General features: G+C 66.4%; 14 protein-coding genes and 3 pseudogenes. 4 read left to right on the plus strand and 13 right to left on the minus strand.

Annotated features, from left to right (window positions below):
* The first annotated feature begins 56 nt into the window (after positions 1–56).
* Positions 57–437, plus strand: coding sequence for a hypothetical protein (locus tag ACCQ00_RS21760; protein WP_017156001.1), 381 nt, complete (start codon positions 57–59; stop codon positions 435–437).
* Positions 438–662: 225 nt separating this feature from the next.
* A complete protein-coding gene (locus ACCQ00_RS21765) occupies positions 663–2,075 on the plus strand; it encodes an amino acid permease (protein WP_372354034.1) in 1,413 nt (470 codons plus the stop codon).
* A gap of 687 nt (positions 2,076–2,762) precedes the next feature.
* Here the strand turns inward: ACCQ00_RS21765 and ACCQ00_RS21770 are convergent.
* The 11 genes and pseudogenes from ACCQ00_RS21770 to ACCQ00_RS21820 form a co-directional block, all read right to left on the minus strand.
* Positions 2,763–5,152 (minus strand): annotated as a pseudogene (locus ACCQ00_RS21770) (GH92 family glycosyl hydrolase).
* Between the two features lie 233 nt (positions 5,153–5,385).
* A complete protein-coding gene (locus ACCQ00_RS21775) occupies positions 5,386–5,514 on the minus strand; it encodes a hypothetical protein (protein ID WP_256359328.1) in 129 nt (42 codons plus the stop codon).
* A 284-nt stretch (positions 5,515–5,798) separates the two neighbouring features.
* Positions 5,799–5,991 (minus strand): annotated as a pseudogene (locus ACCQ00_RS21780) (hypothetical protein).
* 200 nt (positions 5,992–6,191) lie between these two features.
* The gene (locus ACCQ00_RS21785) at positions 6,192–6,581 is read right to left on the minus strand and encodes a DUF2628 domain-containing protein (RefSeq protein WP_008573104.1); all 390 of its coding nucleotides are present in this window, start codon (positions 6,579–6,581) and stop codon (positions 6,192–6,194) included.
* A gap of 109 nt (positions 6,582–6,690) precedes the next feature.
* Entirely contained in the window at positions 6,691–8,439 is a 1,749-nt protein-coding gene (locus ACCQ00_RS21790) for a sensor domain-containing diguanylate cyclase (RefSeq protein WP_039571241.1), read from the minus strand.
* A gap of 113 nt (positions 8,440–8,552) precedes the next feature.
* The gene (locus ACCQ00_RS21795) at positions 8,553–9,743 is read right to left on the minus strand and encodes a sugar diacid recognition domain-containing protein (RefSeq protein WP_039583611.1); all 1,191 of its coding nucleotides are present in this window, start codon (positions 9,741–9,743) and stop codon (positions 8,553–8,555) included.
* Between the two features lie 237 nt (positions 9,744–9,980).
* Complete coding sequence (locus tag ACCQ00_RS21800) at positions 9,981–11,150, minus strand: glycerate kinase (RefSeq protein ID WP_039571247.1); 1,170 nt, start codon at positions 11,148–11,150, stop codon at positions 9,981–9,983.
* 25 nt (positions 11,151–11,175) lie between these two features.
* Positions 11,176–12,486: pseudogene (locus ACCQ00_RS21805) on the minus strand (MFS transporter).
* 474 nt (positions 12,487–12,960) lie between these two features.
* Positions 12,961–14,217 carry a dipeptidase gene (locus ACCQ00_RS21810; RefSeq protein ID WP_039571250.1) on the minus strand — a complete coding sequence of 419 codons (1,257 nt, stop codon included), beginning with the start codon at positions 14,215–14,217 and terminating at the stop codon, positions 12,961–12,963.
* Positions 14,218–14,505: 288 nt separating this feature from the next.
* Positions 14,506–14,826 carry a hypothetical protein gene (locus ACCQ00_RS21815; RefSeq protein ID WP_039571253.1) on the minus strand — a complete coding sequence of 107 codons (321 nt, stop codon included), beginning with the start codon at positions 14,824–14,826 and terminating at the stop codon, positions 14,506–14,508.
* Positions 14,827–14,947: 121 nt separating this feature from the next.
* Positions 14,948–16,114 (minus strand): class I SAM-dependent rRNA methyltransferase, encoded by a 1,167-nt coding sequence (locus ACCQ00_RS21820; RefSeq protein ID WP_039571257.1) that lies wholly within the window; start codon positions 16,112–16,114, stop codon positions 14,948–14,950.
* 263 nt (positions 16,115–16,377) lie between these two features.
* Here ACCQ00_RS21820 and ACCQ00_RS21825 point away from each other — a divergent pair, with 263 nt between their 5' ends.
* Both ACCQ00_RS21825 and ACCQ00_RS21830 read left to right on the plus strand, forming a co-directional pair.
* Positions 16,378–17,334 carry a TerC family protein gene (locus ACCQ00_RS21825; RefSeq protein WP_039571260.1) on the plus strand — a complete coding sequence of 319 codons (957 nt, stop codon included), beginning with the start codon at positions 16,378–16,380 and terminating at the stop codon, positions 17,332–17,334.
* 651 nt (positions 17,335–17,985) lie between these two features.
* The gene (locus ACCQ00_RS21830) at positions 17,986–18,774 is read left to right on the plus strand and encodes a rhomboid family intramembrane serine protease (RefSeq protein WP_039571262.1); all 789 of its coding nucleotides are present in this window, start codon (positions 17,986–17,988) and stop codon (positions 18,772–18,774) included.
* Positions 18,775–19,101: 327 nt separating this feature from the next.
* On the opposite strand, the gene ACCQ00_RS21835 is transcribed toward ACCQ00_RS21830, so the two are convergent.
* Positions 19,102–20,202 (minus strand): glycerophosphodiester phosphodiesterase, encoded by a 1,101-nt coding sequence (locus ACCQ00_RS21835; RefSeq protein ID WP_039571263.1) that lies wholly within the window; start codon positions 20,200–20,202, stop codon positions 19,102–19,104.
* 240 nt (positions 20,203–20,442) lie between these two features.
* Positions 20,443–22,743, minus strand: coding sequence for a TonB-dependent receptor (locus tag ACCQ00_RS21840; protein ID WP_039571264.1), 2,301 nt, complete (start codon positions 22,741–22,743; stop codon positions 20,443–20,445).
* Positions 22,744–22,875 lie beyond the last annotated feature (132 nt).

Below are 22,875 nucleotides of genomic sequence, written 5' to 3' on the forward strand. Positions count from 1 at the left end.
CACTGCATTGACCTGGGCGTAGGTAGGGTGAGGATCTGCTTTTGCGAGGCTTGCCGATGACCACTGCCACCCACCAAACCCGCCTGCTGGCCATTGGCCTGTTCGTCTTTCTGGGCACGTTCGCAGCGATCGTCTGGTATCTGATGCGGCCCTACGGCACGGCGTATTTTTTCCCTGTGCATTTCCTGATCGGAGCGGCGTTGCCGTTTTTGATCTATGCGATCGGCGGTACCCGGCTGTGGTTCTGGATGGGCATGGGCATCACCGCGTTGGTGCTGCTGTGGTTCAACCTATGGGGCCATGAAGCCAATGGCGCGGCGCCGCGTGTGCTGGACTGGAGCCACTTCGCTGCCGGCGTGGTCGGGCTTGCCGGGGCCTGGGCGGTGCAGCTGATCTATCGCAACGCGCGTCCGCCGCATCGTCCGTCGGTTGAGTGAGCGATCAAGCGGGATTGGTGCGTAGGGATTTGGGATTCGTAGAAGCGCTGGACGGCAGACGTTCTAGGTTGTCGAAGGACTGGTTAGGGCATGCGCGCGCCACGGTGATGCGGGTGGCGCGTCTACCCTGCCCGACCAGCGCCGCCGCATGACCTTGGACCGATAGCTTTGCTGCGCTGCGTTGGGCGACACTCGCGCATTCTTTTGATCCCCCGCGAGGTCCGCATGTCGTCTTGGCTCAGGCGCAAATCCATCGATCAGGTCACCGTGCACGAGGCCGGTCGGCAACTGGTCCGCAGCCTGAGTTGGCCGCATCTGATCGCGCTGGGCATCGGCGCCATCGTCGGTACCGGTATCTACACGCTGATCGGCGTGGGCGCCGACAAGGCCGGACCGGCGGTGCTGCTGTCGTTCGTGGCCGCCGGCATCGTGTGCGCCTGCGCGGCGCTGGCGTATGCGGAGATGGCCACGATGATGCCGGCTGCCGGCAGCGCGTACACCTACAGCTACACCGCGCTGGGCGAGAGCATTGCCTGGGTGGTGGGCTGGAGCCTGGTGCTGGAATATTCGCTGGTGGTCAGCACGGTGGCGGTCGGCTGGTCGGGCTATTTCGTCGGCTTCCTGCAATGGCTGGGGGTGGGATTGCCGCACGAACTCATTGCCGGGCCGCATGCCGGCGGTATCGTGAACCTGCCGGCGGTGGTGATCACCTTCCTGGTGGCTGGCCTGCTGATGGCCGGCACCAAGGAAAGCGCCACGCTCAATGCCGTGCTGGTGGTGCTGAAGATCATCGCGCTGGGCGTGTTCGTGGCCATTGCGCTGCCGGCCTTCAACAGCGCGAATTTGCAACCGTTCATGCCGTACGGTTTCTCCAAGGCGGTGGGTCCCGACGGCGTGGAGCGCGGCTTGATGGCCGCGGCGGCCATCATCTTCTTCGCGTTCTATGGCTTCGATGCGATTTCAACCGCCGCCGAAGAAACCAAGAACCCGGGACGCGATCTGTCGATCGGCATCGTCGGTTCGATGATTGGCTGCACGTTGATCTATGTGCTGGTGGCGCTGGCGGCGGTCGGCGCGATGAGCTTTACCGTGTTCGGCAAGAGCCCGGAACCGCTGGCGCTGATCCTGCGCGAACTCGGCCACGGCAAGGCGGCGCTGGTGATCGGCGCGGTAGCGATCATTGCGTTGCCGACGGTATTGCTGGCGTTCTTGTACGGGCAGAGCCGCATCTTCTTCGTGATGTCGCGCGATGGCTTGTTGCCGCGCGGCTTATCCAAGGTCAACGCACGCACCGGCACGCCGGTGGCGATCACACTGTTCACCGCGGTGCTGGTGGCAGCACTGGCGGGCGTGGCCCGGTTGGACGAAATCGCCGCGGTGGCCAATGCCGGCACGCTGGCCGCATTCACCGCGGTGGCGGCCTGCCTGTTGGTGTTGCGCGTGCGCGAACCTGGCCGCGCGCGCGCCTTCCGCACGCCGCTGGCGTGGGTGGTGGGACCGGTGGCGATCGGCGGCTGCCTGTATCTGTTCTGGAGCTTGCCGAGCAAGACGCAGGGCTGGTTCCTGCTGTGGAATGCGCTGGGCGTGGTGATGTACCTGGCCTATGGGCGACGCAATAGCCGGTTGCACGTGGGGTGAGCCGCCCTTCTCCCGTCGGGACATTGTCCTCGTTTATGGGGGGAGAAGGTGCCCGCAGGGCGGATGAGGGGCGCCGCACATCCAGCGAATGCCAGCAATGACGAACGCGTCGCCACGCGCCTTCAAGAATAAATCGATATAGGCGAGCTGTACCCTTCTCCCATCGGGAGAAGGTGGCCCGAAGGGCCGGATGAGGGTGCGGGCGAAGCCTCGTGTCATCCAATTCGTCAGGGGCTTTGCCCCCGTACCCGCACCCCAACCCCTCTCCCGAGGGGAGAGGGGCTTTAGCGCTGCTGCTCTTTTAGCGCTACTGCGCTATTGCCCTTCTCCCGTCGGGAGAAGGTGGCCCGAAGGGCCGGATGAGGGTACGGGCGAAGCCTCGTGTCATCCAGTTCGTCAGGGGCGTTGCCCCCGTACCCTCACCCCAACCCCTCTCCCGAGGGGAGAGGGGCTTTAGCGCTGCTGCTCTTTTAGCGCTACTGCGCTATTGCCCTTCTCCCATCGGGAGAAGGTGGCCCGAAGGGCCGGATGAGGGTGCGGGCGAAGCCACGTGTCATCCAATTCGTCAGGCGCTTCGCCCCGTACCGTCACCCCCTCTCCCGGTGGAGGGGGGCTTTTGAGCGGCGTGCCGCTGGTCAGTGCTTGCGGCGTCTGGGCTTGCAGTGACTGGATGGCTGCAGCCGGTTGTTACCGCGATGCTGCTGGCGTGGCACAGAACGAGATCGGCAACGCGTCTGCTTGCGTGCCCCAACCTTGCGTAGGTGCCTGCTTGGCGAGCGCAAACGATAGCGTGCCGCCCTGCTGCAGCTGCGCCCAATCCAGGAAGACCTGCGGCTGCGGCTTGCCGTTCCAGCGCACGCTGTCCACATATTGCAGCGCGCGGCCGTCGGCGCCGGGGGCGTCGATGCGCAGGCGCTTGCCGTTGCCCAGATTCAGCGTGACCCGCTTGAAGCGCGGCGCATGCAGCAGAAATTCGCCGCTGCCCGGCACTGCCGGATACAGGCCGAGCGCGCTGAACAGATACCAGGCCGACATGGTGCCGAGGTCGTCGTTGCCGGTGACGCCGTTAGGCGCATTGGTGAACAACTGCTGCGCGGCGCGCACCACGGTGGCGGTCTTCCACGGTTGCCCGATCAGCGTGTACATCCACGGTGCGTGCAGGTCCGGTTCGTTGTTGGGGTTGTAGCGGTACTGGTTGTAATAGCTGTACGGGCCAACCACCCAGTGCGTGCGTGCGGCAGTGAGCGGATCTCTCAGCAGGTCGTCGTAGGCGAAGAAGGCGTCCAGCCGCTTGCCGGTTTGTTCGCGGCCATGCATGGCCTGCAGCATGCCGGGGATGTCCTGCTGCACCAGCCACTGATACTGCCAGGCGGTGCCTTCGTGGAAGCCGTGCTCGGAGCGTGGGCTGTAGCGATCGTCGGAGGGCGCATACCAACTGCCGTCTTCCAGCCGCGGACGCGGGAAACCGGTAAAGCCGGTCTCGGTATCGCGCACATCCACGTCCCAAACGCGGTGCCAGTTGCCGCCGCGTGTGCGCAGTTGCGCGCTGTCCTCGCCATGGCCCAGTGCTTGCGCCATCTGTGCCAGCGCGCAATCGGCCAACGCGTATTCCAGCGTGGCCGAGCCGCCGTGGTGCGGGTCCACGTCCATGCCCTTGGAGGGAAACGCACGGTCGTATTGCACGAAGCCGTTGGCCAGATAGTTGGCATTGCCCGAGCGCCCGGCGTGGCGCGAATTGATCGGCGGCTGGCCGAACGCATTCTGGCGCAGCGCTGCATACGCCTGCGCTTCATTGCCCTGCAGCGCGCCGAAGCGCCACAGATCCACCAGGAACGGGGTCACCGGGTCGCCGGTCATGATGTTGGTGTCGTAGTTGGCATAGCCCCAACGCGGCAGCCAGCCGCCTTGCTGATGGATCGCCAGCAGCGAGCGGCCGATGTCGCGCGCGCGCGCTGGCTGCAGCAGGGCGAGCAGCTGGTTTTGCGAGCGATAGGTATCCCACAGCGAAAAATACTCGTAGTAGGTCCAGCCATCGGCGCGATGGATCGCGTCGTCGTAGCCGCGATAGCGGCCATCGGCATCGCTGCCGGTCAGCGGCTGCAGCAAGGCGTGATACAGCGCGGTATAGGCCACGGAACGGTCGTCGTTGCTGGCGCCTTCCACCTGCATGCTGGCCAACGCATTGCGCCAGGCCTGCTGCGCGCGCTGGCGCATCTGTTCAAGACTCAGCAGTTTGCCGTCCTGCATGCCATCGGCACGCAGGTTGCTGCGGGCGCCTTGTGCATCCACATGCGAGATGGCGCTGACCACGGTCACCGCACGCGCGGTCTTGTCCTTGCCCAGCGGGAAGCTGAGCCAGGCGCCGTTGGGCTTGAGTTCGCCGCCCATGCTGTGACGCGCGCCGGGCACGCCCCCCTCTTCGCCCCAGACGCCATGCGCGGTGAACGGGCGATCGAATTCCAGCCGAAACCACGTGGTGTATTCGTGACCGCCGCAGAAACTCTGCGTGGTCAGTTTGCCCTCGACCACGCGGTCGCCGACGATCTGCACCTGGCTGCCGATCACCACATGGCGGTCGTTGGCCTGCGCCACGTTGACCAGCACATGGCCGGTGTCGGCGCCCGGTGCGAGGCCTGGCCGACTTCGCCATCATGCGTGTAGCGGGCGGCGTAGCGTTTCTGGTCGAAGGCCTTGGCATCGGTGGTGTCGAAGTCGCCGCCGGGGCCGATGCTGCCGGTGACCGGCAGCACCGACACCTGGCCGCCCTGCTCCCAGCAGCCGGCGCCGGACAGAAACGAATGGCCGAACCCCCGAATGCTCGGGTCGTCGTAGCGCCAGCCGGCGTAGTGCGCGCCGATCGGGCTGACCTGGATCAAGCCGAATGGCGCCGAGGCGCCCGGATACGTGTTGCCGTCGTCCTTGCTGCCGATGAAGGTGTTGACCTGCGCCGGGTCTTGCGCGGCCAGCGGCCCGGACATGGCCACGCCAAGCAGGCACAGACCCACGGCGGCGCGGCGCCAGAACGGTGTGCGCGCAGCACGTGCGGTAGAACGATTGGGCGAGACGACTGACAGCATGCAGGACACCTTGGGGGAAAGGGCGGACAAAGCCGCAGGTGGAAGGCGCGTGCCCGCCGCCGCGCGACGCAGCAACCGACGCACCACACGCGTGTGCGCAAGACGATGCCACCACGCGCCGACATGGTCGTGCGGTTCGGCCGTGTCCGGAATCGGCAGGCAGCTTGCGTGCCTGGACGATGCCGGGCGCACGACCCGTCTGCATCCGACCCGCGGCCAGCCAATTGCCCGCTTCAAGGATCGACCATGGCTTCTGCCGCGAGCGCGCGCCGGGCCGGGCCCAGCCCAGCCACGGGCGGCAGCAATGCGAGCAGCAGCGCCTGCGGAAGGGGGGTGTGGCGACAATGGCGGGAGGCGGTCATTCAAGCGTCTCGTCGAAGGTGGCGGTGCGACGGACACACCACGTCTTTCAAGCACTGCGGATGGTTGGGCGTTTGGATCGATCTAAATTTAGATGTGGCAGGTTACCTGTTGGAACAGATTAAGCACGCGGCGGCACCTGCACCACGCCGCGACGCAACAATCCGGGCGGACTCAAGCGGATCTTCAAGGGAGATAGGTCTTTTTAATCAACGGGTTAAAATTTTCATTACAACTGCTTACCTGCTGCGCTAGCAATGCGTCCGGGCTGTGGCCCAGGTGCTGCCTAGATGGCAGTCGGTCCGGTGCCGGTCTCCAGACCCAGCGCCGCTGGGCAGCAGTCGCGCTGCCGGACCTGCAAGAGAAGGGAGGTGCATCGGCAACACGCTCGCAGCGCATGCACGAGAGACCTGCCTCAGGACGCATGCGATTGCAGCGAGGCCTGTTTTCGAATCCTGGCGTTGCGGCGACGACCTCACCGCCAGCGGGATGCGAGGGCGGCGAGGAATGAAGCGCTTCTACTGCGATCGTCTGCCATCTGGCGGGCAATGATGCTAAGACATTGAGGTCGGGTCGCTGACACTGCGGGTACCGACACCGCGCCCACAAAAAAGCCCGGTCACAGGACCGGGCTTGGGGCAGGGCGTCGGTGGGAGGGTCCGGCGCCCGGATGCGCCACTTACCAGCGCATGCCTTCGAACGGGTTGAAGCTGGTGCTGCCCTTCACCTTGTCCAGGTAGTAGGCGTAGTTGGCGCTCATGCCGGCCAGCAGGGCCAGTGGAATGCTCAGCGCGTTACCGATCGATGCGGGCAGGAACGAGGCCACGATGCCGACCACCAGGCCGACGCCGATCAGGCCCAGCGCCTTGCGCCACAGGCCCAGGATGAAGAAGTAGATGAAGCCGAAGAACAACGCGTAGAAGTTCATGCCCACCTTGAGCTTCTCCCCGAACGGCAGGGTCTTGAGCGCCTCCTTGTAGGCGGGGTCCCTGGGGCCGCCGTGACGGTCGAAGAAGGCGAAGCGGAACTGCCACTTGGGGCTGAGCTGGGTGCGATCGAAGGTATCCATTCCAATCCATGTAGTTGTAAACGTTTACATGATAGGCGATCGCGTATTCATCGGCACGTGTCCCCGTAGCCGGACATGGGTTCGGTGCAGCTTTGGTGGGCGCGCAGGCTCAGCGCTGGTCGCTGGTGCCGGTGCCGCGGCGGGCGCGACGCAGCGAGTACAGCGAGTGGTCGGCGCGATCGACCACCGCCGCCAGCGCCTCGCCGTCCTGGCGCAGGGCCGTGCCCAGGGTGAAGCGGATCGGCGCGTCGTCGATGGCCCCCACGTAGTCGCGCTTCAACGCATCCAGCTGTGCCTGGGTGGCCTGGTGCAGCAATACCAGGAATTCGTCGCCGCCCAGGCGGACCAGGCGGTCCTGGGTGCGCAGCGGCTGGTTGAGGAACCACGCCATCTGCACCAACACCTCGTCGCCACGTTGGTGGCCGTGGGTGTCGTTGACCAGTTTGAACTTGTCCAGATCCACCACGATGCAGCCCCAGCGCACGCTGGGATCGCGCTTGTCCAGCTCGTCCAGGAAGCGGCGGTTGTAGCAGTTGGTGAGCGGGTCGGTGAACGACCATTCCAGCAGCTGCTTTTCCTGCCGGTACTGGTTGGTGATGTCCTGGGCATGCGCCAGCACCACCGTGGCGTCCGATTCCACGTCCAGCACGTTGTGGTACTGCCAGTGACGCAGGCTGCCGTCGCCGGCCACCAGTTCGATCACTCCCGAATCCTGGCCATCGAGCACCATCCGCGAGAGGTACCCACGCAAGGCGGCGTGGCGCTCGGGGCGCACGAATTCCACCAGCGAGCGGCCTTCCATCTGCTCGACGCTGCGGCCGAGCGAGCGTGCGGCGGCCGGATTGATGCTGACCAGCCGGCCATGCATGTCGTGGGTGCAGATCAGGCCCAGGCTGTACTGGAACATCTTGCGGAACTTGCGCTCGCTGGCGGCCAGCGCGTCCACCGCCCGGTGCCGGTCGGTCACGTCCTGGACCGCACCGATCAGGCGCTTGCGCCCATCCACATGTTCCACCGAGCCGGTGCTGTGCACCCAGAGCCTCCGCCCGGTGGCGCTGGTCAGCGGCAGCTCCAGATCCCAGGACGTGCCGTCCCGCACGCAGGCGTCGACCGCTTCGGTGATGACCGCGCGCGCTTCCAGCGGATAGAAGCCGATCGCCTCGGTCAGGCTGGGCCGGTAACCGGGCGGAACATCGTGCAGGCGGCAGGTCTGGTCCGACCAGATCAGCGTACCGCTGGCCACGTCCACCTCCCAGCCGCCGACCCCGGCCACCCGCCCGGTGCGCTCCAGGAACGCTTCGCTCTCGCGCAGCCGCTGCTGCAGCTGGGCGTTGGCGGTCTCGCGCTCGAGCATCACGCGGCGTTGCTCCAGGCCTTCGGCCGCCACCCTGGCCAGTTGCTGCAAGGCCTGCAACTGCGCCGGCTCCAGCGCGCGCGGGCGCTGGTCGATCACGCATACCGTGCCCATGCGTAGGCCATCCGGCAGCACGATGGGGGCGCCGGCGTAATAGCGGATACCGGGCGCATCGGTGACCAGGGCGTTGTCGTGGAAGCGTGGGTCGGCCGGCGCGTCGCGCACTTCCATCACCGCATCGCCCTGGATGGTGTAGGCGCAGAACGCCAGCTCGCGTGGGGTTTCCGAAACCCCCGGCAGGCCGATGTTGGCCTTCCACCACTGCCGATGTTCGTCCACCAGCGAGACCAGCGCGATGGGGGTACCGGCGATCGCCTGCGCGGCAGCGGCCAAGGCGTCGAAGAACGGCTCGGCGGCGGTGTCGACCACCTGCAACAACGCCAGACGTGCCAGGCGCTGGGCCTCGCTGGACGCAGATGACACGACGGTATCGCACTGGTTCAACGGAGCGCTCGCAGCCGGGCAATCCGCGCAGTCTAGCGGACTGCGCATACCCGCCAAGGCGGCATTGCGTGCGCCACCGCACAGCGCAGCGTGAGGGGCGGTTGTGGCCTCGCTCAGTCGGGGGCGTGCGCGTCGGTATTGGCCACGGTCGCGGCGCTGTCGTCGCGCATCTGCAGCGCCAGGTACAGGCGCATGCAGTCGTCGGTATTGCCCAGGTCCACCGCGCACAGTTCCTGGATGCGCTGCATGCGGTAATCCAGGGTGTTGCGATGAATGCCCAGCGCCTTGGCGGTGGGGGCCATGCGCATGCCTGCGCCGAACCAGACCGACAAGGTCTTCAGCAACTGGCTGCGACGGTCCTGCGCCAGCAGTGCCTGCAGCGGCTTGCGCAGTTCCTCGGCCTGCCAGGCCTGGCGCAGGTCGTCCACCAGCACCGGCAGGCGGTAATCGTCGTAGAAGAACGCGTCGGCCTGCGGGGTGCGCGCCTTGCCGATGCGCATGGTGGTGCGCGCGATCTGGTGCGACAACGCCAGGCCGTTGGACTGCGGAAAATACTGGCCCAGGGCCAGCCGGATCCGCAGCCGGCTGCTGGCGCGCATGCGCTCGAGCAGGCTGTGCGCGCGACGGCGCTGCTCCTCCACGTCCCAGTGGCCACGCCGGTCCAGTGCCGGCTTGAGCACCACCAGCTCGTTGAGCGCGGTAGCGGCGATCAGGTTGCCGCGCTCGGGCGTGGACACCAGGGTGTGCAGGCGCTGCAGTTCCACCAGCGTCGCGTCCAGGTCCAGGCTGTCGCTTTCCACTTCGATCACCGCCGCCACACGCGGCAGGTCCAGCGCGATGCCGAGCCGCTCGGCCCAGCCAGCCAGCGCCGGGGTCGGGCCGTCGGGACGGATCAGGCCCAGCGTGACTTCTTCGCGCAAGCGCGCGTCGCGCGCCAGCAGGCGCAGCAGCCCGGCCTGTTCCAGCATCGCTTCGGCGGCCATGCGCACCAGCTCGGCCTGTTGCCCGATCCGCTGCGGGTCGCCGGTCAGCCCGACGCAGCCGACGATGCGGCCATCGGCGATCAGCGGCAGGTTGACGCCGGGGCGCACCGCATCCAGCTGCTGCGCCAGCGCCGCGTCGATCTCCACCCGACCCTGCCGGGACAGCACCAGCAGCGCGCCTTCGTGCAGCTGGCCGATGCGCGCCGGTTCGCCGCTGGCGATGATGACGCCGGCGTGGTCCATCACATTGACGTTGCCATCGATGATGGTCATTGCGCGGTCGACGATGGACTGCGCCAGGGTGCGGTCGAGCGTGAGCATGGGCTGGGGTCTGTTGCCGCGATCGGGGGCGGTTACGGTGGAATGTTCGCGTCGCACGTGTTCCGTACGCGTATGACGGTGGAGGCGCAGCGGCCGATGCCCCGGGTCGGTGCAAAGACTGCCGGCAGCCTTCGCGCGGCTTGGTTGTACACGCAGTGGGCGCGCCCGCTGTCCAGGAGGCCCGACTCGAAAGCGAGCGCATGCGCCCCGCCCGTCCGAGCCGTCCGGGCGCTGCCGTCAGCCCCGCCCGCTCCCCGATCCGACCTGTGCCAATGCCCCGCCCAGCTGCAGCGTTGCCGCCACGTTGCGCGCGGCGATGCGCACATTGCTGGCGGCCTCGGCCAATGCCTGTTCCACCGTGCAGGCACGATGCACCACCGCGAACATGGCCTCGATGCCGTGGCCATGCAGCAGCGCAGCACCGTTGCCCAGGCAACCGGCAATGGCGATCACCGGTTTGGCATGCCGTTGCGCCACCCGCGCCACGCCGACCGGGGTCTTGCCATGCAGGCTCTGACTGTCCAGGCGACCTTCGCCGGTGATGACCAGATCGGCCTGGGCGACCAGCGCATCCAACCCGAGCGCCTGGGCGACGATCTCCACTCCGGGCCGCAGCTGCGCGCCCAGATACGCCACCAAGGCCGCGCCCAGCCCGCCGGCCGCGCCGCCGCCGGGCAGCGCGTGCAACCGTACGCCCAGGTCGCGCTGCAGCAGGTCGGCGTAGTGCTGCAGGTTGCGATCGAGCTGGCGCACCATGCTGGGGGTGGCACCCTTCTGCGGGCCGAACACCGCCGAGGCACCGGTCGGCCCGATCAGCGGGTTGTCCACGTCGCAGGCCACTTCGAACTGGCAATCCTGCAGCCGCACATCCATGCCTTCGGTGTCGATGCGCGCCAGCGTGGCCAGCGCGCCGCCGCCCGGACCGATCGCCTCGCCCTGGCGATCCAGCAGCCGCACGCCCAAGGCCTGCGCCAGGCCGGCGCCGCCGTCGTTGGTGGCGCTGCCGCCGATGCCGATGATGAAACGCCGTGCGCCGGCGTCCAAGGCGGCCAGGATCAGCTCGCCCACGCCCGCGGTGCTGGTGCGCAGCGGCGCGCGCTCGGCCGGCGGCAGCAGCGCCAGGCCGCTGGCGGCGGCCATTTCGATCACCGCGGTGCGGCCGTCGCCGGTCAGGCCGAAGAACGCCTGCACCGGGGTGCCGAGCGGGCCGCTGACGGTGCAGGCGACCACCCGCCCGCCGGTGGCGGCCACCAGCGCGTCGACGGTGCCTTCGCCGCCGTCGGCAACCGGCACCTTGTGGTACTGCCAGTCGGGGAAGACCTCGCGAAAGCCCGCCTCGATCTGCGTGGCCACGTCCAGCGCAGACAGGCTTTCCTTGTACGAATCGGGGGCAATGACGATCTTCATGGGCACACTCGCTGGGACGGACGCATCACCGGTTCACCGCGCGCGCCGGCACCCGCAGCACCAGCGCGGCACCCAGCAGCATGGCGCCGGCCAGCACGTACAGCGCCACCTCGGTGCTGTGGGTGGCGTCCTTGATCCAGCCCACCAGATACGGGCTGAGGAAACCGGCCACCTGGCCGGTGGAATTGATCAGCGCCAGCCCGCCGGCCGCGGCGGCGGCGGTGAGAAAGCCGTTGGTCAGCGGCCAGAACAGCGGCAAGCCGCTGACCGCCCCCATCGTGGCCAGGGTCATGCCGAACAAGGCCAGGCCCAGGTTGTCGGTGACGCTGGCGGCGATGCACAGGCCGGCCGCGCCCATCAGCAGCGGAACCACCAGATGCCAGCGCCGCTCGCCGCGGCGGTCGGCCGAGCGGCCCATCAACACCATGAACACCGCGGCAGCCAGGTACGGGATGGCGCTCATCAGACCGATGCGGATCGGGTCGGTGACGCCGCTGCCCTGGATGATCGACGGCAGCCAGAAGTTGATCGCATACACCCCGCTCTGGATGCAGAAGTACACTGTGCCCAGCAGCCACACCGCCCGATTGCGCAGTACCGCGCCCAGCGAGGTGGACGCGCCGGCCGGCTTGCCTGCTTCGTCCTCGGCCAGCACGCCTGCCAGGTCCTGTTTTTCCTGCGGGGTGAGCCAGCTGGCCTGTTGCACGCCGTCGCTGAGCAGGAACCACACCCCGATGCCCAGCAGCACGGTCGGCAGGCCCTGCAGCAGGAACATCCACTGCCAGCCGGCCAACCCGCCCTGCCCGGCCGAGAAGTGACCCAGGATCCAACCGGACAACGGCCCGCCCAGCACCCCGGAGATCGGGATCGCCGACATGAAGACGGTCATGACCCGGCCATGCCGGGCACGCGGGAACCAGCGCGTCAGGTACAGCACGATGCCGGGGAAGAAGCCCGCCTCGGCCGCACCGGTGAGCAGGCGCAGGGTGTAGAACCCGGCCGGGGTGCGCACGAACAGCAGGCAGGTGGAGAGTAGGCCCCAGCTGACCATCATGATCGCCACCCAGCGCCGGGCACCGATGCCCTGCAGGATCAGGTTGCTCGGTACTCCACAGGCCAGGTAACCGATGAAGAAGATCCCCGCGCCCAGCCCGTACACGGTCTCGCTCATGCCCAGATCGCCCAGCATCTACAGCTTGGCGAAGCCGACATTGACCCGGTCCAGGTAATTGAACAGGTAGCAGACGAACAGGAACGGAATCAGCCGCCACAGGATCTTGCGGTAGGTCGGGCCCATGCCATCGGGGGGCGGCAGGGGCCGGGTAGCTTGGGTCATCGCACGCTCCAGCAGTCGGTCGGCCAGCCGGTGCGCAGTGCGGCAGCGCCGACACCGGGCAGGCGGTCGACGCATTCTAGATTGAGCGTTTTTACGGAATCTTCGTCAGGGTGCTGCCGGTTTAGACGCGCGCGCGCCCCACTTTTTGTGCAAATGCCCAAGGGCAGCGTTCAGGCGGCCGGTGCACGGTGCGGCATGTACCACCCGCACTCACCTGACGCCTGCTCGCGACGTGGTGGTGGAGTCGCGGGCAATTTCGGATCAGTCACGCGCGGCATCGGCCGAATCGGAACTCGCCCGAGTGATCGGCACTAGGTGCACGGCTGGGGAATCGTTCGAGACGCCGCACAGGCAACGCGCGGACTTCCTCATCCGGCCGGGTCCGATGCAGCAGCCGGCAGCACATCCGCGCGCACTGCCAGCCATGCGCATCCCGAATCCCGAATCACACCACCGAATCCCGGCACGCCTGCTTCACCGATTCCCCATTCCCGATTCCCGATTCCCCGCCGCATACGCCTGCGCCTGGCCCATCACCCGCAACAGGTTGCCGCCCCAAATGCCGGCGATCTGCTGTTCGCTGTAGCCCTTGCGCAATAGCCATGCGGTGATCCGCGGCAGGTCGGAGACGTCTTCCAGACCCACCACGCCGCCACCGCCGTCCCAATCCATGCCGATGCCCACGTGCTCGGGCCCGACCACGGCCAGGATGTGCTCAAGATGCGCGAAGAAGTCTTCTTCGGTGGCGCGCTTGATCGGGTAGCGCGCATCCAGATCCTTCAGCGCGGCACTGAGCTTGGTGCCGTCGGCGATCTTGACGTGCTCCCAGCCGCCGTACTGGTCGGTAAGCGCCTTCTCGGCCGCCTTGCGCTCGGGGCTGGCGCCGCTGTCCACCAGATAGCCGCCGTAGGAATTGACCTGGATCACCCCGCCATGCGCGGCCAGCACCTTCAGGCGTGCATCGTCGATATTGCGCGGGTGGTTGTAGACCGCACGCGCGCCGCTGTGCGAGAGCACGATCGGCACCGGCGACAGCGCAATCAACTGATCGAACACCGCATCGGAGGCATGCGATTGATCGATCACGATGCCCAGCGCCTGCGCCTGCTGCACCAGCTGTCTGCCAGCCGGGCTCAGGCCGTTCCATTCGGCACCCTTGGGGTCGGTGGCCGAATCGGCGAACTCGTTGTTGAGAAAGTGCACGGTGCTCATCAAGCGCAGCCCCTGCGCGTAATAGAAGCGCAGCAAGCTGGGATCGGCCACCAGCGGGCTGGCGTTTTCCATGCTGATGTACACCACGCGCTTGCCGGCAGCCTTGATGCGCGCGGCATCGGCCGGCGTGGTGGCCAGTGCAAAGCGCTGCGGTTGCGCGGCCACCAGCGTGTGGATCTTCAGCAAGCGCTGCAGACCGGCGTCGCGGTCGTCCAGGTGCGCGGCTGCACTGCGATTGCCTTGCCCGGTGTAGACCGCCCAAAAACCGCCATCGAGCGCGCCTTCGACCATGCGCGGGTAATCCACCTGCGACAAGCGGTTGCCGGCGTGCGCCTGCAAGACGTCGAAGTCGGCGCGCTCCAGATTGGCCGGCGTGTCCAGATGCGAATCCAGCGTGACCAAGCGTTTCTGCAAGGCGATAGCGCGAGCCAGTTCAGCCTTGGAAAACTCCAGCGCATGGGTAGGCGGCGCAGCGGCCAGCAACAACGCGACAGACAGGCAAAGCGAGCGCAGGTGCATGCGATCTCTCAGGCAGTGAGGGTGAGCCGATCATAGCGGCTTGCTGCATGCGGACTGCGGCCACACATGGGGCGCTGCAGCACTGCGGTCAATCCGCGCGGCATAGCGTGCGATGTGCAGGTTGCAACGCCGATGAGGTGGCGATGCCGACGGCGCGACCACGCGCCACCGTGTCGAGCGAGGCCCCGCAATGCCGGCAATGACGGCGCCACCCGCCGACGGTAGTTGCGCAGCGGTAGGATACGTCCGCCAGCCCGGCGCGCGTGGATCGCTACGCGCGCTGCCGCGTCAGTCGTCCAGTTCCGCCAGCCGCGCGCGCACGCTGTCCACATCGATGTGCTCGCGCACATGCCGCCACTGCCGCGCCCACACCGAGCGGAACACGATCCACGCACCGAACACGCCCAGACAGGTCGAGCCCAGCGCCAGCAGCAACGGGTGTAGCGGCGAACCGTCGCCGGTCTGGAACAGGTACATGAAGGCCCCGGAAAACAGCAGCCACACGCCGAACACCGGCCAGTTGCTGGCCAGCAGGCTGGCATTGGGCCGCTCAATCTCACGCAGCAAGCGGCGCAGGGCCTTGCGTTCGTCTTCGTCGCTGGAGGTCATCGGCTGCCGGCTCCTGGTTGCATGTCTGCTTCGACCTACTGCTGGCCGGCGATGCGATGGCATCGCGGCGCGGAAGACGCTGCCTGCAACGCGGCAGGCCGTCTTCCGCCGCAACGCGCGGCTACATCACCCGGCAGAACACCGCCTTCAAGTAGCGCGATTCCTGCACATGCGCCATGAACGGGTGATCCGGACCGGCGCCGGCCACTTTCAGGATCTGGATGGTGCGCCCGGAGAAATACGACGCGCGCCGCAACATGTCCAGGAACTCCTGCTCGGCCACCAGACCGGTGCACGAGAAGGTGGCGAACAGCCCGCCGGGCTTGACCACGCCCAAGGCCAGCTTGTTCATGTCCAGGTACTTCTTCAGTGCCGGAATCACCTGCTCGCGGTCGCGGGTCATCTTGGCCGGGTCCAGGATCACCACATCGAACTGCTCGCCGCGATTGGCCGCATCACGCAGCCACGGAAAGATGTCGGCCTGCACGAACTTGGGCCGCACGTTATTGAGCTTGGCGTTGCCCTTGGCAATGGCAATCACGTCTTCGTCGATATCCACGCCCAGCACCTCGGCTGCCCCACGGGCGGCCGCATACACCGCAAAGCCGCCGGTGTTGCAGCACAGGTCCAGCACGGTCTTGCCGTCCACCTGCTCGCTCAGCCACTGCCGGTTGTCGCGCTGGTCGGCGAAGAAGCCGGTCTTGTGCGCACCGGCCGGGTCGGCGCGGAACTTGATGCCGTGCTCGGTGATCACCGCAGCTTCCGTGGTGGTGTTGCCGTGGAAGTCGAAGCTTTCCTGCTTCTGCACGTGCTCGTCGGCAAAGCTGTGGAAGCGGCAGCCGGGGAACTGTTCGCGCAGCGCCTCGTAGATCCATTCGCGGTGACGGAACATGCCGGCGGCAAAGAACTCCACCACCACCAGGTCGCCGTAGCGGTCCACCACCAGGCCGGACAGGCCGTCGCCTTCGCTGTGCACCACCCGCCAGGCGTCGGAGACGCCGTCGAGCTTGAGCCAGTCGCGGCGCAGGCTCACTGCCGCGGCGATCTTGCGCGAGAACCAGCCCGCATCCACCGGTACCGACCGGTCGGTTTCCAGGATGCGCACGGCAATGCGCGAATGGCCGTTGTAGAAGCCGCGCCCGACCCACTCCCCGTCCACGCCGACCACATCGACGATGGTGCCGGGCTTGGGCTTGGCGGCAGGCTTTTCCACCAGCTTCTGGAAGATCCACGGGTGGCTGGAGCGCCAGGCATTCTTGAGACGGACGAGGGGGACTGGAATATTCATCGGCCCATTGTATCCGGCTGGATTGACGTGCCTGCGCCGGGCACGCAGAATCGGGCGCAGAAGGGGAGTAGCTCCCAGCGTTGTCGCCGCCATGACGAGCCCTGGCATCAGGCGCTCCGGTGCAACGGCAACCGGCCCAGCCGGTTGCGAGCGAGACCTTCGCCGCGCAGGCGAAGGTCCGTCACCCGGAATCCACGATTTCCGTGTCACAAGGCCTCAGCCCAACCGGCTGTCCAGGCCGCTTTCACTTTTTCGGGATTCTTATGCAAACCATTGGCAACGTCTGGTTATGGGGTGGCTTCGCGGTGGTAGTGATCGCCGCGTTGCTGATCGATCTGGTGCTGATGCGCCACGGGGGCGCCCACAAGGTCACCTTCAAGGAAGCCACCTGGTGGAGCATCGGTTGGGTGCTGCTGGCGCTGGCCTTCAATGCCGGGCTGTGGTGGTACCTGCAAGGCAGCGTCGGGGACGCCCAGGCCGACCAGATCGGGCTGCAGTTCCTCACCGGCTACCTGGTCGAAAAATCGCTGGCGGTCGACAACATCTTCGTGTTCCTGATGGTGATGACCTACTTCGGCGTGCCCGAAGAACAGCGCCAGCGCGTGCTGATCATCGGTGTGCTGGGGGCGATCGTGCTGCGCGCGATCATGATCTTTGCCGGCTCGATGCTGCTGGCCAAGTTCCATTGGCTGCTCTACGTGTTCGGCGCGTTCCTGCTGTTGACCGGCATCAAGATGTGGTTCTCCGCCGGCAAGGAGCCGGATCTGGAAGCCAACCCGGTGCTGCGCTGGATGCGCCGGCACCTGCGCCTGAGCCCGCAGTACCACGGCAACCTGCTCAGCGTGATCAAGGACGGCAAGCGCTGGTTTACGCCGCTGTTCGTGGTGCTGATCCTGATCGCGGTGATCGACGTGATCTTCGCGGTGGACAGCATCCCGGCGATCTTCGCGATCACCACCGACCCGTTCATCGTGCTCACCTCCAACGTGTTCGCGGTGCTGGGCCTGCGCGCGATGTTCTTCCTGCTGGCCGGCATGGCCGACCGCTTCCACCTGCTGCCCTACGGCCTGGCGGTGATCCTGGTGTTCATCGGCACCAAGATGATGATCATCGATCTGTACAAGATCCCGGTGCTGGTGTCGCTGGGCGTGGTGGTCGCGATCCTGGTCGCCACCATCGTGCTGAGCCTGCTGCGCCCGCCCAAGCCTGCCGGGCACTGACGGGCCGGGATTGGGCAGTCGGGATTCGGGATTGGTGGCGCGGCCTACGCTGCTGGCAACCATGCACACCGACCAACTCGACTGGTCCTTGCCCGCCCACCGTCGCGGGACCTTACGCGGCATGGACGCCGCGTAAGAGCCTACAAGGACGTACGTGCAGCGTGTTCCGCGATGGTGGGCGGGCAAGGGCCCTGCAGCCAAGCGACAGATCAACAATCAAAAGCTAGGTGAGTCGAGGGCGCGGTGCCCTCACCGCTCGCGGGACACACCGTGAACCCATCCCTGGGGGCCCGATGGCGGCATCCATGCCGCCAACGGTCCTGCAAGCGGCGAGGACACCGCACCAAAGAGTTGTAGGTGGCTTTGTTGAAAACAGGCGCACCGACCATCTCCACTGGTCCTTGCCCGCTCACCGTTGCGGGACCTTGCGCGGCATGGACGCCGCACCAGAGCTCACAAGGACGTACTTGCAGCGTGTCCGGCGATGGTGGGCGGGCAAGGACCCTGCAGCCAAGCAACAGATCATCCGTGATGCGGCGCAGGCTGATGCGCCAACGATCGGCGCCGGGGTTGGATTATCCCGTCGCCGGGCCTGCTTATCCCGCGCCGCGCAGGCTTGTAAAAACCCCGCGTGACGCCATCCGTGAAGGTATGACACCGCATCCTGTTGCCGCCGCAGAAACCACCACCCAAGCTCGCCTGGATCGTTCCCGGGTCTTGCGTGCCTTCAACATCAGCCTGGCCGCCGTGTTGTTGCTGGTGGCGGTGTTCACCGCCCAGAGCATGTTCGACTGGCGCGCCTGGGCGGTGGCGCCGCTACAGGCCGACGGCCTGCTCGGCATCCTTACCGCACCACTGCTGCACGGCTCGCTGGCGCACCTGGGCGCCAACGCGGCCGCGCTGCTGATCCTGGGCACGCTGGCCGGCAGCGTGTATCCGCGTGCCACAGTGATGGCGCTGCCGCTGTTGTGGCTGGGCTCGGGCCTGGGCGCGTGGCTGCTGGGCGAGCCCGGCAGCCGGCATCTGGGCGCCAGCGGCGTGACCCACGGGCTGATGTTCCTGGTGTTCGTGCTGGGCTTGCTGCGCCGCGACCGCCCCGCGATCGCCACCAGCATGATCGCCTTCCTGTTCTACGGCGGCATGCTGATGACCATCCTGCCGCACGAAGCTGGCGTGTCCTGGCAATCGCATCTGGGCGGTGCGGTGGCCGGGTTGATCGCCGCCCTGCTGCTGCGCCTGCGCGACCCGCAACAGGCCAGGCCGCGCTACAGCTGGGAAGACGAGGACGAAGACGCTGCCTGGGAAGTGAGCAACCCCGAGCACGCGATGCTGGAACCGCCACCGCCGCGTCAGGTGCCCGTGCTGTGGCAGCGCCAGGACGATGGCTCAGACAACGTGGTGCTGCATTTCCCGCCGCGCGAACGCCCGCCAGGAACCTGAGACGTATCAGGCAACTACGAGTGGGTCGATCGCGTTGCCATGCCATGCGTAGCAGCGCAACCGGGCGCGATGGAGCTTTCCCGGTAACGCTTCGTCGTGCCCGGGTACGCTCCTACAGGCGCTACTGACGCGACGGCGCCCGCTCAATGCGCGCCACGCCATGCCAAGGTCGTCGGCGAAAACGCATCGATACCGGCGTTCAGATCACGTCTCAACTTTGCCCGCGCGATCGATGGCGTTGCTCTGCTCTGCGTAGGTGCGTACCTGCGCCCGACGGGCCGTACCGATAGAACCCGTCGCGCGCTGGCATGCTCCTACAGCTGCTGGCTAGCGCGAGGATTGCCCGCTCAACGCGCGCCGCGCCAGGCCCGGATCGTCGGCGAAGAACGCATCGATCCCGGCATCCAGATACGCCTGCAACTCGACCAATGCACCGGCGTCGTTGCGCTCGGTCACCGCGCCACTGCTGCGGTTGTTGGCGGCCAGAAAGTAGTTCTCCGGCCGGAAGGTGTAGGGCTGCACCTGCAAACCGGCCGCATGCGCATCGTGCACCAGGCGGGTGGGCGTCCCCAAACGTTGCTGCGCATCCAGCGGGATGATGCTGCGGATGTCGGGGCCGATTGCGTCGGCATAGCGTGCGACCTGCTTGAGGCCGTCGGGCGTGATCATCTGCCCGTAGGTCTTCGGCGCACCGTCCGTGCCGGCATCGGGCAGCGCCACCTGCGCGCCACCGAGCAACTGCAGCAAGCCGATGTTGCTGGTGCGGCCAATCTTGCTGCGCAGATAGCGCAGGTTGCCGGTCTCGAACGACTGGATGATCACCGGCGTAGTCCGGGTATAGGCATGCGCCTGCAAGGTGGCCAGCACCTTGTCTTCCATCGGCAGGCCAAGCGCCTTGAAATAGCTCGGGTGCTTGATTTCCGGAATGAGCCCGATGGGGCGCCCGGTCGCTGCCGATTCTGCAGCGACGAAATCGATGATTTCGTCGAAGGTCACGATCTGGAATTGCCCGTCCCAGCGCGTGCCGCGCAGCTGCGGCAGCCGCTCGCGCGCACGTAGCGTCTTCAACTCGGCCAGACTGAAATCTTCGGTAAACCAGCCTTCCATCGCCTGGCCATCGATGGTTTTGCGCGTCTTGCGCGCCGCGAACTCCGGATGGCTCGCCACATCGGTGGTGCCGCCGATCTCGTTCTCGTGCCGCGCGATCAGCACGCCGTCCTTGGTCGACACCAGATCCGGCTCGACAAAATCGGCGCCATCGACAATGGCTTTGGCATAAGAGGCCAGGGTGTGTTCCGGACGCAGCGCACTGGCGCCGCGGTGCGCAAAGATCTGCACCGTCTTGGCCAGCGGCGCTTCGGCAACTGCAGGGCCGCTCATGCCAACCATCATCGCTCCCACCAACCAGATACGACCGAACTGCATCATGCATTTCTCCAACGAAAAACAGGTGCCGAATCGGCGTATGGCCGCCAGGCGAGTCCGCTCGATGGGCGGCGTGGGAGGTACGACTGTACATCCCGCTTCCGCTGCATCGTCCGCACCCGCCGGAAAATCACGCGCGACGTCTTGTGAGCCAGCGTAAAACTGTCTGCGTCGATCGAAACCGGAAATCGGTAAGCAACCGCAAGACCGGCTCTTACGCTTCCCCACTCCCGATTCCCGTCCTCAGAACTTGGCATCCAGCGTCAAGAAAACCTGCCGCGGCGCACTGGCATGGAAGGCCAGCTGACGCCCGTTCGGGTCGGTGTTGGCGAACGCGGTGAGGTTGGAGGCGTAACGCTTGTCGGTGAGGTTGGTGACATTGAGCGAGAGCTTGAGACCCTGCAGCACACCGACCTGGCCGAAGTCATAACCACCGCCCGCATCGAAGGCGGTGTAGCCACCGAAGCCCTGGTCGTTGGTGTAGGTGTAATAGCGCTGACCGGTGTACTTCCCGCGCAGGTTGAGATTCCACGGCCCGTAATTGAAGGCCAGTTCGCTGGCGAACATGCGCTTGGGCGTGTCGACGGTGTACTTGCCGGCGGTGGGAATCACCACCCCGTTCTGCACGTAGTTGTCGTCATAGGTGGAGCGATTGATCGAGGCCGAGTTGTACCACTGCAGGTAGCTGGTCGGCTTCCAGATCACCGTCAGTTCGCCGCCGCGGCTGCTCACCGAGCCGACGTTGAAGAAGCGCGTGGTGCATGCCGGCGTCGTGCCCTGCTGGATGCTGGCGCAGGGGTTGAGCGAAAGCAGGCGGTTATCGAAGGTCACGTCGTAGCCGACCAGCGAGGCTTCGAAGCGGTCGCGCACGAAGCGATAGCCCGCTTCCAGCGTGTGCGATTTCTCCGGCTCCAATGCGCCGACGCTGGCATCGAACGCGGCCTGGGTCACCAGCAACGGGCCGCCGGCGCCGCCGCCCTGGAATGCGGCGATGTTTTCCGCGTACGAGGCGAACACTTCCTGGCCTTCGGCCAGGCGATAGCCCACGCCGATCTGCGGCAACACCGATTCGCTGGCCTTGAGCGAGCCGGTCGCCACCGGCGCTTCCACCGCCACCCCCGGCGTCTCGCGCGCGGTCATTTCCGTGCTCGGGCTCTTGATGCCCAGGTCCAGGCTCAGACGCTCATCGAAGAACTTGAAATTGCCCTGCACATAGAACTGGCGCGTGGTGATCACGTAGTTCTGCGAGAACAGGCGACGGTTGGGATTCTGCAGGAACTTATCGTCGCTGACCGGCCCGGTGATCCAGTAGAAGTTGCGCTCCACATCGTGGTGATTGCGCTCATACCACAGGCCCGCTTCCAGGTGATGCGGGCCCAACTCCCACCCGAGCGAGGCGATGCCACCGGTGCGGTTGATCCAGTAATTGGTGCTGCGGATGGAGATCGGCAATGCCTGCGGCGTGCCGGGGTTGGAGGCCTGGCCCGGCGACCACCAGTGGCCCTGGCCCTTGTTTTCGTGGTGATAGACCTGCGTGTGCAGGCTGATCGCATCGTTGGGCTGGAAGTCGCCGGCGACATAGAACAGGTCGTCGTCGCGCAAGGCGCGGCTCTGGTAATACGCATCGTCGATGTTGTCCACGCCGCCGCTGAAGCCGCAACGCGCGGCGTTGCGCGTGGCCGGTGCGCAATACGCTGCGGCCAAGGCGCGGTTCCAGTCCGGCGCGTACAGATTCCAGTCCCAGCCCAGGCCACGCGCCATGCCGCTCTTGGACAGATACGCATAGTCGGCCTGCGAGGTCCGCGAGGTATCGGCGAATGCGGTCAGCTTGCCGCCATCGAACTGGTACACGCCCTTGGCGTTGAACTGCCGCGTGGTGGTCGGCGATTCCGGGCGCGCCCACATGTCCGCTTCGGCATTGATGCCGGACACATACGCCGAAAACCCGTTGTAGTCGCCGGTATCCACACGCAGGAAGGTGCGGCGATTGGCGTCGGAGCCCACCGTCTGCGAGACCTGCCCGCCGAATACGCTGGACGGATCGGCCGAGTAATACTGGATGGTGCCGCCCAGGTTGCTGGTCGACGCCGTGCCCAACGCACCGATGCCCGAGGCCAGCTCCACGCCGCCGAAGTTTTCCGCGATCAACGCGCGGCTGATGTTGAGGCCGTTGTAGTTGCCATACGCGTTATCGCCCAGCGGCAGACCGTCGAGCGTGTAGCCCAGGCGCGTGCCGTTGAAACCGCGCAAGCTGATCGTCTGCGACTCTTCGTTGGCACCGAATGCATCGTTGGATTGCACGTTCACGCCCGGCATGCGGTTGAGCAGCTTCTGGATGCTGGTACCTGGCGGCAATACCGGGATGTCCTGCTGGGTGATGCGCTGCACCTGGCGCGTTTCGCCCTGACCGATCACCGACACCGCATCGAGTTGCTGCACCGTCGCACCAGTATCGGCAGACACCTCAAGGTCGGCGGCGTAAGCGGCAGGTGCGAGCACGAGCGCGGCGAGAACGGCGGCACTTAATTGATGGGTCTTGGGCATGAGCGGCGTTGGGGACGAGTCAAAAGATGGCGGCAAGCGTGCGACAGTTGTCTTGCGTCGATGCGACCGAAACATGACAGTGCAACGACAACCGTTTCGCATCCCTCGCCGTTGCTGCGTTGCCTTGGCATG

The organism is Xanthomonas sp. NCPPB 3761 (genome assembly GCF_041475705.2).
Lineage (GTDB): Bacteria > Pseudomonadota > Gammaproteobacteria > Xanthomonadales > Xanthomonadaceae > Xanthomonas > Xanthomonas phaseoli.